Consider the following 15,880-nt stretch of genomic DNA (forward strand, 5'->3'; position numbering starts at 1 on the left):
CGCGGAAGAACCCCCCGCGCATTCTGCGGGCTGTCCGTGTACGCATTGGGCCTGCTCGCCGACGTTGGGCTGGACGCGGCGGGCGCGGCAGCACGTCGCGCGCGGGCGCGTGCAGCAGAACCGTCCCTCGGCAGGGCCATTCGTCCGTGTCCGAGCCCTTGAACCGCGCCGAGACGAATGCCTCGACGTCGCCGCCCGGCACGACCCGCGGCACGAACGACGGGGCCCGCGACCGCGCAGGAACCCGGCCGTTCGGCGCGGGCATCAGTCGCTGACCTTGTTCTCGCGCTTCCTGAACGTTGCTTCCCCGGGGACGGTTCGACCGGTGGGGGTGGGCGGAAGACAGCCCCAGCTCGGCCCCGGGGATCACGCCTGTGGCTGAGGTCCGGGGCCGAGCGGGGCTGTCGTGGTCAATTCTTCGCTTTGTAGCGCGCTTCGACGGTGGACGTGGTCTTCTCCCCGCCGATCGTGGCCGTCGCGGTGACCGTGGCCTTGCCGGCACGAATCGTCGCCGCGCGGGAGTTGAACGCGGCGCTGACCTTCTGATTCGGCTGGACGTCGGTGAAGGTCTTCTTCCCGTACGCCGTGACGATCTCGATCTTCGCCGGCACCGTCGAACGGTTGGTCGCCGTGACGGTAACGTACGCCTTCCCCGCGATCTTGCGAGGCGAGGCGGTGGCCTCCACCATCGGTCCGGGGGCGGCGATCCCGCTCACCTCGTCGCGAGACGCGGCGACCAGGCCGTCGGTGTACCCGTCGTACGCGACCGACACCGTGCCGGTCACCCCATCGGGCACGACGACAGTAGCCGTGCCGTCGGCAGCGAGGCGCACCGTCTGAGACCACCCGCTTCCCGTCAGTGCCACGCTGCCCGCGAGATTGCCCTTGTCCGCTGCCGTGACCGCCACGCGCAGCGTCCGCGTCGCCGCGTCGTACGTCGCGTCGGTGCTCGAACCCACCGCCGTGATACCGGTCCACCCGTGCGTGGCATCCAGCACTGTCCGCGGCACGTTCACGAAGGCTCCGTGTCGACGCACATCGGGGAGCCCGTCCGTCGACACCCGCCCGGTCACGCCGGGGCCGTGCTGCTTGGTCGTGAACCATCCCGGCGTCTGAGAGAGACGGTTGTTCCAGCTGGAATTCGCGATCTGCGACGCGCTGGTCATGAACGGGATGTAGCCGTTCTCGGTGTTGAGGTCGCTGAGCAGGATCATCGCGTCGCCCGCGGCGTTGTTGTTCGGGTCGCCCGGGTTGAGCTTCACCGACGCCGGCCCTTCGAACAGCAGCAGGTCTTGGTCGACCTTCTGCCACCCGGTGGCGGGATCGTTTTTCTCCGACGGCGTGGTGACCGTCGAGGTGAGCACCTTCGACTTCTCCAGAATGTTGGAGTGGCCCGCGGTGGCTTCCGCCCCCGGCTCGCCGTTCTTCGTCAGACGGTAGTAGTCGTCACCGATCTTGAACACCGAGCTGTCGATGCGGTACGACCCCGTGTTCTGCCAGGCGATCGGAGGCGCCGTGAAGGTGCGGAAGTCGCGCGTGATCGCGAGCAGCACCTGCTCGTAGCCGCCGCCGTTCGCACCGGGCACGGGCTTGGAGTGCGCGGCATCCTGGTACATCCGCGAGGCGAAGAAGACGACGTATGACTGCAGCTGGTCGTCCCAGTACGCCTCCGGCGCCCAGGTCATGCCGGCGAGGTCGGAGTTGACCTCGACGCCGCCGTTGCCGTCCCCGTTGGTGCGCTTCCAGTGCACGAGGTCGGTCGACTCCCATGCCTCGATCTTCAGCGAGCCGTGGGTGGTGTAATGGCCCCAGTCTCCGCCGGCCGTGTTGAGGTCGGTGGCGATCATGTAGTACTTGTCGCCGTCGTGCGAGCGGAACAGGTACGGATCGCGCAGGCCGAAGGTGTCGGCATCCGACGCGATCGCCGCCTCGCCGCCGTTTCGCACCTCGAAGGTGAAGAAGTTGTTCTCGTTCGTCGACGAGATCCAGATCTTCTCTTCGTCGCGGCCGTTCGTCGTGGCGAAGTTCGCCGACGCGTACCCGACGTCGGGAGCGGTGCGCGGTCGCTCTTTCACCGTGACCGTGAGGGGGCTGCCCACCTCGGTGAACGCACCAGAGGTGGCGGTCGGGGTCAGGGTCGCGGTCGTGTCACCGTGGCCGTAGGGGGTGCGGGTCACGCGCCCGCCGCCCGCGTAGGGGTCTGCGGAGCCGACAGTGGGAGCGACGTAGGCCGGGTCGGTCGGCGTGACGCGCGCCGAGTCGGACGAGGCCCAGGTGAGGCGCGAGCCGTGCAGCGGCCCGGTCGTCACGAGCGGAAGGTTCTCCGTGGTCTCGGTGGCGACCATCGCCGCGGCGGCTTCGAGATCAGCGCGAAGGTTCGCGCGGACCTGGTCGGCTGAAGCGGCACCGACGGTCAGGGCGACGGAGGCGGTGGCGCCCCCGACCAGCCCCGTGGCGGTGATGGTGGCCGTTCCTTCGCGTACGCCCGTGACGCGCCCCGCGGCGTCGACCGTCGCGACCGACGTATCCGACGATGCCCACGAGACGCGCGTGCGTGTGGCCTCGTCGGGCGACGGCCACGCCGTCAGGGCAGAGGAAGCGCCCTGGGCGACGGTGAGCTCGCCGTCAGCGACGCCGGTGCCGGCGATGGTGAAGCCGGTGGGCACGACGACGTCCGACACTGCCGGGTAGATGGCGAGGTCGTCGATCGAGCCGTCCCAGCCCGTGTCGTTCGCGTAGAACGACTTGCCGATGTACGCCAGCGTGCCACCGAGGTCGGACAGGATCGTCGTCACCTTCGTGTCGTACCCGACCAACGCGCCATCCTGGAAGAGCGCCAGCGAACCGGGCCGAAGCACGATCCGGTAATCGTGCCAGGCGGCGCCGTCGACGTCGACGCGTCCCACACCCTGCTCGGCCCGCCAGGTGTCCTTCGAGATCACGGAGCGGATGTGATCCTGCCACGCGGAGAAGAGGAAGTAGCGCTGGTCGTTGGCTCCGACCGCGAGTGAGAAGAAGTTGCCGGTGGTCATGCGTGAGGTGGCCGAGAAGTCGATCGTCACCTCGTCGTCCGCTGCGGCGAACACCGCGTCGGGGATGCGGGCGAAGTCCGCTCCGCCGTGCAGTGCGAGCACGCGGTCGCCGCCCCGAGCTGCATCCTTCTCGACAGCCGCTCCACCCGAGAGGATCAGGTCGTGGCCGTTGCCGGAGACATCGTTTCCGGTTCCGTCCGAGAAGTCGTACCGGGCAATGGGCTCTGCAGCGGGAACGGCGACGAGGGAGCGTGCCGCGTCGTCCACAGCAGTCCGAGCGGCGTCGGAGGACGTCTGCGTCGCCGAGGGATCGGCGAGGACGGCCGCAGCCCGCGCGAGCGCGGCACGCAGGCTGGTCCACGATCCCGGGGTGAAGTCGCTCGACGACAACGCCGTCGCGGCCTTCCACGCGTCCTGCAGCGACTGGGTGTTCGCCGGCTGCGTCAGCGGCAGGCTCCCCGTGGAGGCGCTGGCGGCGGCCTCGAGCGCGGAGCGTTCGGTGGCGGTGACGGGCAGGATCGAGCCGTGCCGCTTCTTCAGCGTCCCGAAGTCGACGTGCGGGGCCTGCGCCCAGTCGTCGATCGACGAACTCCCCGGGTCGGACGTGAAGAACGGCACGTAGCCCTCGGGAACGGTCGAGTCGCCGCCGTTGGGGTGATCGGCCATCAGGCCGTACGGCATCGCCTTGCCCTTGGCCTGGGGGATGTCGTCGGCGTTGTACGCGAAGAGCTCGGGTCCCTCGAAGTTGCGGCGGTCGTACTTGTCATCCTGGAGGATGCCCTTGAGGGTGCCGACCTCCGACCACTGTCCGAGCACCGAATCGCTCTGCTCGACGGTGATCTGCGCGTCGGCCGAGGCCCGGTAGTACTTCCCGTTCGCCGAGAACATCGTCGTGTCGATGATCCCGTCCCGCGGCCGCTCGATCCACAGCTGCGGGTCGGTGAAGGTGACGAAGTCGCGCGTGGTCGAGATGTAGATCTTGCTCTTGGCGCCGCCGAACGACCCGGAATCGTCCATCTGAGCGGTCGACCAGTACACGTAGTAGACACCGGCCTTCGCGTCCCAGAATGCCTCCGGGGCCCACGCCATGCCGGCATCCGGGATCTTCGAAGCGACGTCCGCCAGGCGGGGCTCGGACCACGTCACCAGATCGTGCGACTCCCACACCACGATGTTCGTGCTCTGGTCCCGGTAGGCGCGGGGAGCGCCCCAGCCGCCGCGGTCGTGGATGTTCAGGTCGGTGGCGATGAGGTAGAACGTGTCTCCCTGGGGTGATCGCACGAGGTAGGGGTCTCGTACCCCGAGGTCGCCGATGGTCGAGGTGAGCAGCGGCTGGCTGGCCGGCCGGGTGTCGTTCCACGTGAGACCGTCAGCACTGGTGGCGAAGTACATCTGCTCGTCGGTGTGCGACTCCTCGTTGTTCGTGAAGTGCGCGAAGACGTAGTCGGTTGTCGCGACGGGGGCGGGTGCCGCGAGCACGCGTGTGCGGAACTCGCGTGACGCGGTGCCCGCGGTAGCCGTCAGCGTCACCTCGCGGTCGCCGTCGGTCGGGCGGGTGACGACACCGGCAGCGATCTCGCCAGCAGCGGCATCCGTCACCACCGAGGTATCCGACGAGGTCCAGGTGATCGCCGAGCCATAGACCGACCCGGTTGTCGGAAGGGTCAGGTCGGAGCGCACCTCGCTCAGCCCGGGGATACGGACGTGGTCGAGGTCGGCCAGGGCTCTGGCTTCTTCGCTCGGTTCGGCGATCACCGTGACGTCGACCTGCTTCTCGGAGGTCGCTCCCGCGATAGCGGCCGTCGCCGTCAGCGTGCCCTTCGCGTCGGGCTGGCCGAAGGCCGGGCGCGTGATGGTGGCCGTGCGCCCGTCCGATCCGATCGTCACGCCGGGGGTCTGCGAGGTCCACGTCACGCGTCCGCCGCCGTCGGCGAGCTGCGCGCTGGTGGTGTCGAAGGTGAGGGACGAGGGAACGGTGGCCAGGACCTCCGCGGGCGCATCGATGCCGTGACCCCACACGGCGACGTTGTCGATCGCGCCGGCAAAAGCCGCGTCGGCGGGGTAGAACGACTTCCCGAACGACGACGAGAACCCGTTGGCCAGCAGATCGTTCACGCGAACACTGCTCTGTGCGCTGACGACGGGGGCTCCCCCGTCGACGGAGAGCAGGAGGTAGCCGTTCTGGAAGGAGAGGGCGTATCGGTGCCAGGCCGACGTGTCGACGGAGGCCGACAACGTCGTCTCGCCCTGCCACGACGATGAGGTCACGGCCGCATAGGCTTGCCCGCCACGAAGACGCAGAAAGAGGTAGGTGTTCTGGTCGATGCCCAGCGCATAGGTGAAGAAGTTTCCGTCGGAGCGGTCGGAGCGGGCATCGAACTCGACCGTGACAGCGCCCGAAGCCCGGGCCTCGTCGTACACCGACCCGTCGACGGCTGCCGCCGGTGCCGCACCGCCGAACACGAGCGCGCGGTTGCCTTCACGGTCCGCTTGTGCAGCGATGTCGGCTCCACCCGTGAGAGCGAGGGGCGGCGATCCGGTGACGCCGTTTGCGGCCGTCCCATCATCGAAAGCGTACGTCGCAGCCGGGGCCTGCACAGGCGAGGCGACTGCCGCGGAGGGAAGGGAGGTCGCCGCGAGCGAGAGAATGACGGTGGCCGTAGCGCACACGCGCAACACGGAAGAGGACTTCATCAGAGTTCCCGCCTTTGGGGTCTGGACGCTGTTGCCCTGGGAACCGGCGCGCTGCGCCTGTCGCCACCAGGTGGTGGGTGGATTATGACATGTTCGCGCTAACTACGCACCTGGCCGGCCTGGTACGGTCTTGCCTGCATGTGGAGTTCGCACACTCGCATCTCCTGTGATCGAGGGGTCCCCGTCGGGGGTGGCGTCGACAAGCAGATGGTGTGCTGCTCCACCCCGGCCAGGTGCATCCAGACGGTAAAGATCAGATGAATCGGGAGATCTGGAGCACGGGGCCCGTCCGATGCGGGGACGAGCTACACCGATCAAGGAGGATCGCCCAGTGGGAATCATGAGAAGCACGTCTATTGCGACGGCCGTGCTCGCCGCGCTCGTTGCGGGTTCGGTTCCGGTGACGGCTTCGGCCGTCGACGATGAGCCCGTTGCCCGGTATGACTTCGACGACCCGGCCAACCGCGGCCTCGACTCGACAGGCCACGGACACGACATCGATACGCGAATCGGTAGCCCGGCCTTCGGTGTCCCCGCGGGCCGGACGTCGACGGCGTTGCAACTCTCGGGCGCGACGAACACCTACGCTCGCATCCCCGACGCCGTATTCGGCTCCGTCGGCGACGACTTCACGATGGAGTTCGACCTGACCTCGGCGTCGTCGGGTAACGGCTTCTTCACCGTCGGCATCGGCAAGGACGATCACCGCTACCTGCTCATCAAGATCGACGACAACGGTGGCGGCCGGGTCGCCATCGCCACCGACCAGTGGCGCAATGAGCAGGGCTTCTCCTTCTCGGCAACACCCGGCTGGCACACCTACCGCCTGACGGTGCAGGCGGGCCTGCTCGCAATGTACGTGGACGACGAGCTCGCGGGGTACAAGGACGACGTCACGATCAAGATGTCGGATCTGCAGTCGACGACTGCCTATCTCGGACGCTCCTTCTACGCCAACGACCGCACGTTCAACGGCTCGTTCGACGACATTTCGATCTGGGACGACGCGCAGGCGCCCGTGCCGGTCACGTCGCTCGCGGTGAAGGGCGACGGCGTCGCCGATGGCTCGCTCACCACCGCGGTCAACGGCAAAGCGACGCTTCGCGCCGAAGTTCAGCCCACTGGCGCCCCGGGCGCGGTGCGATGGTCCTCCTCGGCGCCTTCCATCGTCTCCGTCGCCGGCGACGGCAGTATCACCGCACGCGCCGAGGGGGAGGCCGTGATCACCGCAACGTCCGTCTTCGCTCCATCGGTCACCAGCTCGGTCACCGTGAACGTCGTTCCGCCCGGGCTCGAGGCCGCCAAGGCTGACCTCCGCGCCGCGGTCAGCGCGGTGAATCAGACCACGACCGACAATCTGGCGCTCGCGGTGAAGGGTCCGATCTTCGGCTCCGACATCACGTGGGCATCGAGCAACGCCGGCATCATCACCCCGACGACGGCACAGACCGCCAACGGCCCCGCCACCGCCGACCCGTATGGCGGCGGCGGCATCGTGACGCGTCCCGCTTACGGGACCGGTGACGTCACAGCGAGCGTCACCGCGACGGTCACCCTGAACGGCTTCACGGTGACGAGCGACCCCATTCCCGTGGCGGTGAAGGAGAAGACGCGCACCGCCCCGAATGCGGCCTATGCGTCCGTCAACTTCAAGACCGAGAACGGCCGCGACCTCGAGCAGATCTGGGTGTCCTCCACCGAGGGGAACGACTTCTTCTCCTTCCGCACCCGCAACGGCGGACAGCCCGTCATCGTCTCGGACGCCGACACCAAGGGTCTGCGCGACCCGTACGTGCTGCGCTCGCACGACGGCGACAAGTACTACATGGTCGCCACCGACCTCGACACCTCCAGCGGGAACTGGGACGGCTTCCAGACCAACGGCTCGATCAAACTCGAGGTGTACGAGTCGCCCGACATGGTCAACTGGACTCGCACGAATGGCGACGGTGACGGCGGTATCACCGTCAACACCCCTACTGCCGGTATGAGCTGGGCACCCGAGGCATTCTGGGACGACGCTCTGCAGTCTTATGTCGTCTTCTTCTCCTCGCGCATCTACCAGGACGAGACCCGCACCAACCCGGTGCGCGGGAAGTACAACGATTCGTACAACCAGGTGATGGCCGTCATCACGCGCGACTTCCGCACCTTCTCGTACCCGCCCATCGCGTGGCAGAACACCGGTTACTCGCGCATCGACTCCTCGGTCTTCCAGATCGGCGACTATTACTACCGCCTGACGAAGAACGAAGAGGGCCGCTCCGCCGGTCAGTACCTGCCCGCCGGAAAGATGACCTTCCTCGAGCGCTCCAAGGTGCTCACCTCGCCCACCACCGTCACCTCGCCCGCGAACGACCCGGAGCGCACCTGGCAGCTCGTCGACGAGTCGCTGCTGCCGTTCGAGGGTGCGGCGTCGGTGAAGCTGAACGCGGGTGACCCGAACAACAACGCCGATCAGGACGCGCTCGTGCTGCTCGCCGACGAGTTCAGCTACATCCCGTTCATGACGAGCGAGAAGCAGGTGCTGGCCTCGTCATGGAGCAACCGTCTCTCCCAGACACCGGGATGGTTCGACACCAAGCAGCCCGGACCGGGCGTCACCGGTCGCGTCTCGACCGATGGCATGCCCGAGATCACGCGCCACGGCGCGTTCCTCGGTATCCCTCAGGCCGTGTCGACGGCGCTGGAGAACTGGACCGGCATCGCCGCCGTCGGTTCGCAGACCGACGCGACGTACACGGCCGCGACCCGTGTCCTGCGCGTGGCCGTCACGGCACAGGACAAGGGCACTCTCGCCGGCAGCGTCACACTCGCGGGCGGCGAATGGACGCAGACCGTGCGTCTCGCCGCCGACGGTACGGCGAGCGTCATCGTGCCCGATCAGGTGTCCGGGACGGTGTCCGTCGCCTACGACGGGTACACGGACGGTCTCGTCGCCGCATCGCGCGACGAAGTGACCGGGATCCGTGCGGCCGAGGGTTCTTCGGTCTTGCCGATGGATGCCACGGCCTCCACTCGCAAGATCGCCGGGAAGACGTACGTCATCGTCACCGCGACCAACCGTTCGACGGTGCCGGTGCGGGTCGACGTCGTCACGGAGTATGGAAAGAAGACCTTCGTCACCGTCAAGCCCAACCAGACGGTGAGCGCGACCGTCAACTCCCGCAGGACGACGATTCCCGCGGGCACGGCGACGGTTTCCGCTACGGCCACCATCGACGGCAAGCAGGTGACCTCACGCGTCGACGCGGCCTACGGCGCGCGGAAATGATCGGGCGCGGGCGGGCGAAGGCCCTGGCACCCGCCTCTGTGGGCCCCCGGAGTTCGCTCCGATCGCGGCTGACAGGGAACCGTCAGTTCGCACGCTGCGGATTCTTCCCTCACGCTATCGGGTCGCTTCGTCGTGACGTGGGTGAGGTGCCGGCGGGCCGGAGAGACGGCCCCGCCCGCCGGCATCCGTCAGTCCTCGACCGGATTCGCCGCGGCGAACACGTTCCGCGGATCCCAGTCGGCCTTCAGCGCGCGCAGCCGGTCGATCGACGCCCCGAAGCCCGGCGCGCGATCCGCTCCCCCGTCGATGAAGGTGAGCGCGAGGCCGTCGCCGGCCCACGGCGCGAGCGCGTCGACGAGCGCAGTGGCCGCGGCCGTGGCCGCCGGAACCGCCTCCGGCACGGGCGGCACCGCGATGCCGTGCACGAGGTAGTCGCCCGCGACCGCCGACACCGCTCCCGCGTCCGCCGCCGGGCGCGCAGCCGCACCGCCGAGATGGCGGAGCTCGGCGACGAAGAGTCCCGGATCCTCGGATGCCGCCACGAACGCGGCCACCGCCTCTTCGGGCAGCGACGAGAGCAGGCGATGGCGTGTGACCGCGGGGGCCGGCTGCGGCGGGTCCATGTGCACCTGCACCAAAGCGGATGCCGGGATCCGGCCGAACGAGTCGATCTCGGGCGCGAGCTCGCGCAGCGGGGCCAGCAGCTCGGCCGCGCGGGCGTCGGTCTCGAGGATCGCGCCGTCGACCACGACGACCGACCGCCCCGACAGGAACGGCGGCAGTTGGGGCAGCGGCGGGAAGCTCATCACGCGCAGGGTCGAGGTGACCGATTCGGGGAGGGATGCCGTCCACTTCGCCCACGCGCGACTGACCGCCGGCGTGACCGAGGCGTCCCAGAGCAGCATCCCGGCGAACACGTCGGCGTGGGGCAGCAGGTCGATCTCGAGCGAGACGACGATGCCGAACGAGCCTGCGCCGCCGCGGACGGCCCAGAACAGGTCGGTGTTCTCGTGGGCGCTGGCGCGCACCAACGATCCGTCGACGGTGACGATCTGCACGGCCCGCACGGCGTTGACGCCGAGCCCGTGGGCCCGGGCGTAGAACGAGACGCCGCCGCCCAGCGCGTAGCCGGCGACGGAGACGTCGCCCGCGCTCCCGTGCAGGGCGGTGAGGCCGTGGGGGGCGGCGGCGGCGAGGACGTCGTTCCAGTGCGAGCCACCGAGCACGATCGCCGTGCGGCTGTCGGGGTGCACGGTCACGCCGCGCAGGGTCGAGAGGCGCACGAGCACCACGTCGGCGAGACCCGACTCCGCCAGACCCGCGGCGGCGTGCCCCGTGGACTGCGGCGCGACCCGCAGCCCCGCGGCGGTCGCCGCGCGGACGATGTCGACCACCTCCTCGGCGGACTCGGGCGTGGCGACGGCGAAGGGGCGCTGGTCGACGGCGACGTTCCACGGCATGCGGACGACGTCGTACTCGGGGTCGCCGGCGAAGACGACGCGGGAGCCGAGCGCCGCACGCAACGTGGCGGCGCGCTCGTCGAGAGGGGTTTCGGAGGCAGAGGGCATGAGCAGACCGTGCTTTCGGGTGGGCGACGGTACGACTCTGCTCTTCATGCGCGGCGGCCAGACTGTCGGGCGCAGTTCGGTACGGTCAGACCGTAACGAACGATCGTGTTCGCAAGGAATCGTCCGAGTTCGTGCGTGAACGCGACGGGGCTCCGTTTCATAGCCGGGCCACTCTCGCCTCGAGCATCGAGACCGCCCAGCTCGCCGCCCTCCGTGACGAGTTCGTCGCCGCCGCCACGCCGGGCCGTGGATGCCGGCCTCGCCGAGACGATCGCGTACGTTGACGAGAATTCATTGCTGCTACCCGGGGGGGCATTTTGGTAATCGACTTCGTTGCACTGGATTTCGAGACGGCGAACAGGTCGCCGTCTTCGGCATGCGCTGTTGGTGCGGTGCGCGTCCGAGACGGTGTCGTCGTGGACGACTTTCACACGCTCATCCGCCCGCCGGAGGAACACGGTGAGTTCGAGCCCGTGAACGTGCGCATTCACGGCGTCAGGGCTCGGGACGTTGAAGACGCGCCTCTGTGGCCCGAGGTCTATCCCGAGCTCCGAGCATTCATCGGAGACGACACGGTCGTCGGACACAACGCAGCGTTCGACACTTCGGTCCTGCTCAATAGCTGCGGCGCTTACGACATCGATCTGCCGTCACTCAGCGTGGTCTGCACTCTTCAGCTGTCTCGGGCCGCACTCCATCTGCCCTCGTACTCGCTCCCGTGGGTCGCCGATCATCTGGGGCTCCCGAGTTTCAACCACCACAATCCGCTCGCCGATGCTCGGACGTCCGCGCTCGTCTTGATTGCCCTCGCCACACGAGCCACCGCGTCATCGCTCGACGAGCTGTCGAAGCGACTCGCGGTAGCCCTCACCGGTACATGGACCGAGCGCGACGACGCGCTCTTCCGCGGCCTGACGGCGGAGCCCGACGCGATCGTGGGAACGGGGTTCGCGGGCGAGGTCGTGTGCTTCACCGGGGCCTTGAAGCAGATGGTGCGCAACAGGGCTCGCGAGCTCGTCGTAGAGCAGGGCGGCACTTGGCAGGACGGGGTCACACGCAGTACGACGATCCTCGTCACCGGAGACTTCGATGACCGAACCTTCCGCCCCGGTGCCGCCTTCAGTTCGAAGCTTGCGAAGGCCTTCCTGCAGGTTGAGAAGGGGCAGGCACTCGAAATAATCACCGAAGACGCATTCATCACGCGGATGTCGATCGGCGAGGAAGAACTGCGTGCGAAGATCTCGGCCGGCGGAGGTCGGTCGAAGGTGCCCGAGTGGGTCATCACGCAGGCAACCTCAGGTGAGAGCAGCGATGACTTCTGGGCATGGTTTCGGGCGGCACTCGCCCACCCCACGGGCCCGGCGAAGGGCGACGAGCCCTGCGTGTGGTGCGGCACGTCGGTGCCCGCGAAGGCGCACTGGGTTCATCGCGAGCGTCACGTCTGCGGCGTTCATTGCAATGAACGCCTGAAACGCGGAGCCCGTAGGGCGTGGGAGCGAGAGGGCATCGCCGTGCCGGTCGCTCCGCCCGTCGAGTGGAGCTGACCCCGCGGCGACCGTTCCACTCCCAGGAACTCACGCCTTCGTCACGTCACACCGGCCGGTATCGCTGCATGGTTGCGCCCGACCGGAAGTCCCGCCGTTCCACGAGCTCGAGAGTGACGTCGACCCCTTCGAGGAGCCGCGGCCCGCGCCCCGCCACAACCGGGTGCACGACGAACATGTACTCATCGATGAGCCCCGCCGCGGCGAGCGCCACCGGCAACCGCACACCGCCGAGCGAGATCCCCCGCCCCGGCCGCTCCTTCAACCGCCGCACCGCGTCGACCACGTCGCCATCGAGAAGCTCCGCGTTCCAGTCGACCTTGTCGAGAGTCGCGGATGCCACAACCTTCCGCATCGGATCCATCACCTCGGAGAAGGCCACCTCACTGGCATCCATCCAGTCCGGCCATTCCCCCGAATCGGGCCGGCGCCACGCGCCCTGCATCAGCTCATACGTGACGCGCCCGTAGAGGAGCGCATCGGAGCGGCGCAGTTCGTCGGTCCAGAACGCCATGGACTCGTCATCAGGCGGGAGGCCCTCCTCGTGCGAGCAGCAGCCGTCGAGAGTCACGTTGATGGCGTAGCGGAGGGGCTGGGTCACCCCCTCAGCTTCCTCGCCGGGACTCCTGCGCGGAAGAGCCCGCCGCCGCGAATCGCTCCGCCTGCATCGCGAACGCCTCCGCGAGCTCGGGCGGCCCGACGACCTCCATCGCCACTTCGAACCGACCGAAGGATGCCGCCAGCGCACCCCACGACCACGATCCGGCTTCGAGTGTGCAGCGGCTGTCATCGACCGCTGTGACCGTTCCATCGCCCGCGAAGGGCAGAACGCGATGCGCGGGCGCGTGCAGGACGACCGTTCCGCGGCACGGCCACTCGTTGGCATCCGATCCCTTGAAACGCCCCGAGACGAAGGCGTCGACGTCACCACCGGGCACGACCCGCGGCACGAAGGGAGCGCCGTGCGGCACGCGCGGGCGGACCCGCTCGGCGGCGAAGAGTCGCCAGTCGTCGCGGTCGAGATCCCACCCGAGCAGGTACCACCGACCGTGCGAAGTCACGAGATGGTGCGGCTCGACGCGGCGAGGCTGAGCGTTGCCCTCGCCCCTCGGCAGGTAATCGAACCGCAGCGTGACCCGGTCGCGCACGGCCTGCGCCAGCGTCAGCAGAACGGCGAGCGGCACCGCGGCCGCGGGCGCCTCGCCCGGACGCCCCACCGTCGTGACCTCGACAGCGTCGAGCCGATGCCGAAGCCGCGACGGAAGCACCTGACGCATCGTCGCGAGAGCCCGGACCGCGGCCTCGCCGATCCCGGCACCGAGCGCGGGCGCCGCCCTCAGCGCGATCGCGACCGCGAGTGCCTGATCGTCGTCGAACAGAAGCGGGGGCATGTCGTTGCCGGCTTCGAGCCGGTATCCGCCGTCGGGGCCCATCGTCGAATCGATGCGGTAACCCATCTCGCGGAGCCGATCGATGTCGCGCCGCACCGTGCGATCGCTGATGCCGAGCCGCGACGCCAGCACCGACCCCGGCCACTCGCGTCGGGCCTGAAGCAGCGACAGCAGCGTGAGTAGTCGCGACGTCGTGGCCATGGCATCCACGGTAGATCGCTTCTAGGACAGAAACAGACCTATACGGGTGGGACTGTCGTTCCACGAGCCGATTCCGGCCCAGATACCGAGGAGCAGACATGTCCGTGCAGACCACCACCCACCTGAACTTCCGCGGCGACGCCCGTGAGGCGCTCACGTTCTACCAGTCCGTCTTCGGCGGACACCTCGTCATCAACACGTACGCCGATTTCGGGATGCCGGCCGAGATACCCGGATCCGACAAGGTCGTCTTCGGCATGGTCGCTGCCGAGAACGGATTCCGCGTGATGGGTTACGACATCCCAGGCCTCACCGAGGGCGGCATCGCGGGCGGCGGCGCGACGCGCCGCGAGAACGGCACGACGATCACCGAGCAGGCGGTGTTCGTGTCGATCAGCGCGCCGACGCTCGAGGAGCTGCAGGGCTATTGGGACGCTCTGGCGGTGGATGCCACGATCGTCGAGCCGCTGGCGGCTTCGGCGTGGAGCGCGGGGTTCGGGATGTTGACGGATGGGTTTGGGGTGACGTGGAGCTGCAGCGTCGATGCGTCTTAGGCGCTTCGCGGGTCTGGTGCAGCGCGCGCGAGGCCCGCGACCCGTTCGTGTAGGGCCGAGCTATGCATGCCAGCCCTCACCCTTGCGAGACGTCACGCGCCGTCCCGCTGCTGAACCGCTATGCAGCGTGAAGTGGAGCAGTGTGATCAACTCTGGATAGCTCCGGAGGGCGGACGTTCCTCGTCTGCAGGAGGCCCGTCCTCACGCTGCAGGCGCTTCGCGAGCTTCTCCGCCCATCGCCCCGCAGACTGACGCGCGCTCTCGAGCGCGTCGCCACTGAAGCGTCCGACGGCCTGCGCACCTTCCGTACCGGCTTCGATGACGTCGTCCCGGACGTCCGCCGCTGCACGGACCCAGCCGCGGGCCTCGACGGAATCCTGGTGCTCCGCCAGCCCCAGGGCCGTATGGAAATGGCCGAGCCCCTCCGCGACATCGTTTCGAGCTTGCACGACAGTTCCCGCGGAGAACGGGTTGAGGAGCACCTTCGCGTTGGCTCGTTCGGCTCCCGCGTCCATCCGCGTCAGCAGCGACCGAGTCGTTTGCACGATGACGTCGCGACGGCGCTGACGGGCCGTCGTGAGTGCGAGCCGGTGTTCGTCGATCTCCTCGGGCGAAGCGCTGAGAACGCGATCGAGCTCAAGCATCCCGAGTGCTTCCTGCAATTGGAAAGACTTCGCGACCACGCTCAACCATTCCGCGACGGAGGACTGCGCCTCCTTCACCAGATCAGCGAGATCACCGATCTTGGCCGTGCGTTCGACCTTGTCCGCGATGGCGTCGAGCTGCCGCAAGGCGTATGCCTGCGTACGCGCAATGGTCGAGGCAGAGTTCTGAATCTTCGACCACGTGACCTCGGAGACTCGTCCGACCGTGTCGCGCACGACGACGGCCTCGTCGATCAGCATCTCGACACCGATCATCTCGGACAGCACCGCGTCCTTCTGCGCGCGCAGAACCTCGTCGACCTTGGCGTCGATCGCCGCGAGGTAGTCGGTGATCTCGTCCATCTGCTGCTGCATCGCGTACTGCGCCATAATGCCGCCGACGCCGGACAGGACGGCGGGGTTCGTGAGGAGGGCCCCCGGTCTGGCCAGCGGAGATCCCGGCTTCGTGACGAATTGCAAATTCTTCACGAATCGGCCCTTGTCGCCGCGCGTCGTCGCATGCCAAAACTTCGTGGCCGAGTTCTGCACCACGGGTAGCAGCTGCGCCGCCCTCGCCGACTCTTCGGTGAGCTTCACCCACCGACCAGCGTTGGCCGAGATGTCTGCTGCGGCGTTGAGCACTGTCGCTCCGGTAACGGCCGACGGCAACACCCTCGTGAGGTCGAACGACGTGGACGACAGTCCGGAGACGGCAACGAACTTCGCTACCTGCGTGGGTTCGCCCACGAGAACGAATCCGTCACCGTCGCTGATGACCTCGATGTCATCGAAGTCTTCCGCACTGGGCTCGAGATCGCTCACAGCGCGAACCCCGCGTTCGATGTCGTCGATCTTGAAGCTGCCATTGGTCCCCCTCCACCCCGTTGCGGTATGGGGCAGCATCTCACAACCGCAAGCTCGCGAGGCACCCTACCGGTGTGTCGAGCACGCCCGATGAAACCATGGGGCCGCGAAGTT

Annotated in this window: 8 protein-coding genes; 3 read left to right on the forward strand and 5 right to left on the reverse strand. The window is 68.2% G+C overall.

What is annotated here, in order from left to right; all coding sequences use genetic code 11:
- Positions 1-410: 410 nt before the first annotated feature.
- Positions 411-5,726: an immunoglobulin-like domain-containing protein gene (locus NS220_RS02385; RefSeq protein ID WP_153004119.1), complete on the reverse strand. Its 5,316-nt coding sequence runs from the start codon at positions 5,724-5,726 to the stop codon at positions 411-413.
- A 340-nt stretch (positions 5,727-6,066) separates the two neighbouring features.
- Between NS220_RS02385 and NS220_RS02390 the strand changes: the two genes are divergently transcribed.
- Positions 6,067-9,000: an immunoglobulin-like domain-containing protein gene (locus NS220_RS02390; RefSeq protein ID WP_193755250.1), complete on the forward strand. Its 2,934-nt coding sequence runs from the start codon at positions 6,067-6,069 to the stop codon at positions 8,998-9,000.
- A gap of 188 nt (positions 9,001-9,188) precedes the next feature.
- Here NS220_RS02390 and NS220_RS02395 read toward each other — a convergent pair whose 3' ends face one another.
- Entirely contained in the window at positions 9,189-10,568 is a 1,380-nt protein-coding gene (locus NS220_RS02395) for an FAD-dependent oxidoreductase (protein WP_058622508.1), read from the reverse strand.
- 317 nt (positions 10,569-10,885) lie between these two features.
- Here NS220_RS02395 and NS220_RS02400 point away from each other — a divergent pair, with 317 nt between their 5' ends.
- On the forward strand, positions 10,886-12,112 hold the full coding sequence (locus NS220_RS02400) for an exonuclease domain-containing protein (protein ID WP_081322942.1): 1,227 nt from the start codon (positions 10,886-10,888) through the stop codon (positions 12,110-12,112).
- 46 nt (positions 12,113-12,158) lie between these two features.
- Here NS220_RS02400 and NS220_RS02405 read toward each other — a convergent pair whose 3' ends face one another.
- Both NS220_RS02405 and NS220_RS02410 read right to left on the reverse strand, forming a co-directional pair.
- Positions 12,159-12,713, reverse strand: coding sequence for a dihydrofolate reductase family protein (locus tag NS220_RS02405; protein WP_058622510.1), 555 nt, complete (start codon positions 12,711-12,713; stop codon positions 12,159-12,161).
- A gap of 4 nt (positions 12,714-12,717) precedes the next feature.
- Positions 12,718-13,704: a helix-turn-helix transcriptional regulator gene (locus NS220_RS02410; protein ID WP_058622511.1), complete on the reverse strand. Its 987-nt coding sequence runs from the start codon at positions 13,702-13,704 to the stop codon at positions 12,718-12,720.
- A 98-nt stretch (positions 13,705-13,802) separates the two neighbouring features.
- On the opposite strand from NS220_RS02410, the gene NS220_RS02415 reads away from it, so the two are divergent.
- The gene (locus tag NS220_RS02415) at positions 13,803-14,258 is read left to right on the forward strand and encodes a VOC family protein (RefSeq protein ID WP_058622512.1); all 456 of its coding nucleotides are present in this window, start codon (positions 13,803-13,805) and stop codon (positions 14,256-14,258) included.
- A 146-nt stretch (positions 14,259-14,404) separates the two neighbouring features.
- Here NS220_RS02415 and NS220_RS02420 read toward each other — a convergent pair whose 3' ends face one another.
- Positions 14,405-15,724 (reverse strand): hypothetical protein, encoded by a 1,320-nt coding sequence (locus tag NS220_RS02420; RefSeq protein WP_058622513.1) that lies wholly within the window; start codon positions 15,722-15,724, stop codon positions 14,405-14,407.
- Positions 15,725-15,880 lie beyond the last annotated feature (156 nt).

Origin of the sequence: Microbacterium testaceum (genome assembly GCF_001476655.1) — a bacterium.
Lineage (GTDB): Bacteria > Actinomycetota > Actinomycetes > Actinomycetales > Microbacteriaceae > Microbacterium > Microbacterium testaceum_C.

Excerpts from the sequence above, each read along its gene's own strand:
- NS220_RS02385 (WP_153004119.1), bottom strand. The coding sequence starts at position 5,726 with ATGAAGTCCTCTTCCGTGTTGCGCGTGTGCGCTACGGCCACCGTCATT.
- NS220_RS02390 (WP_193755250.1), top strand. The coding sequence starts at position 6,067 with ATGAGAAGCACGTCTATTGCGACGGCCGTGCTCGCCGCGCTCGTTGCG.
- NS220_RS02395 (WP_058622508.1), bottom strand. The coding sequence starts at position 10,568 with ATGCCCTCTGCCTCCGAAACCCCTCTCGACGAGCGCGCCGCCACGTTG.
- NS220_RS02410 (WP_058622511.1), bottom strand. The coding sequence starts at position 13,704 with ATGGCCACGACGTCGCGACTACTCACGCTGCTGTCGCTGCTTCAGGCC.
- NS220_RS02415 (WP_058622512.1), top strand. The coding sequence starts at position 13,803 with ATGTCCGTGCAGACCACCACCCACCTGAACTTCCGCGGCGACGCCCGT.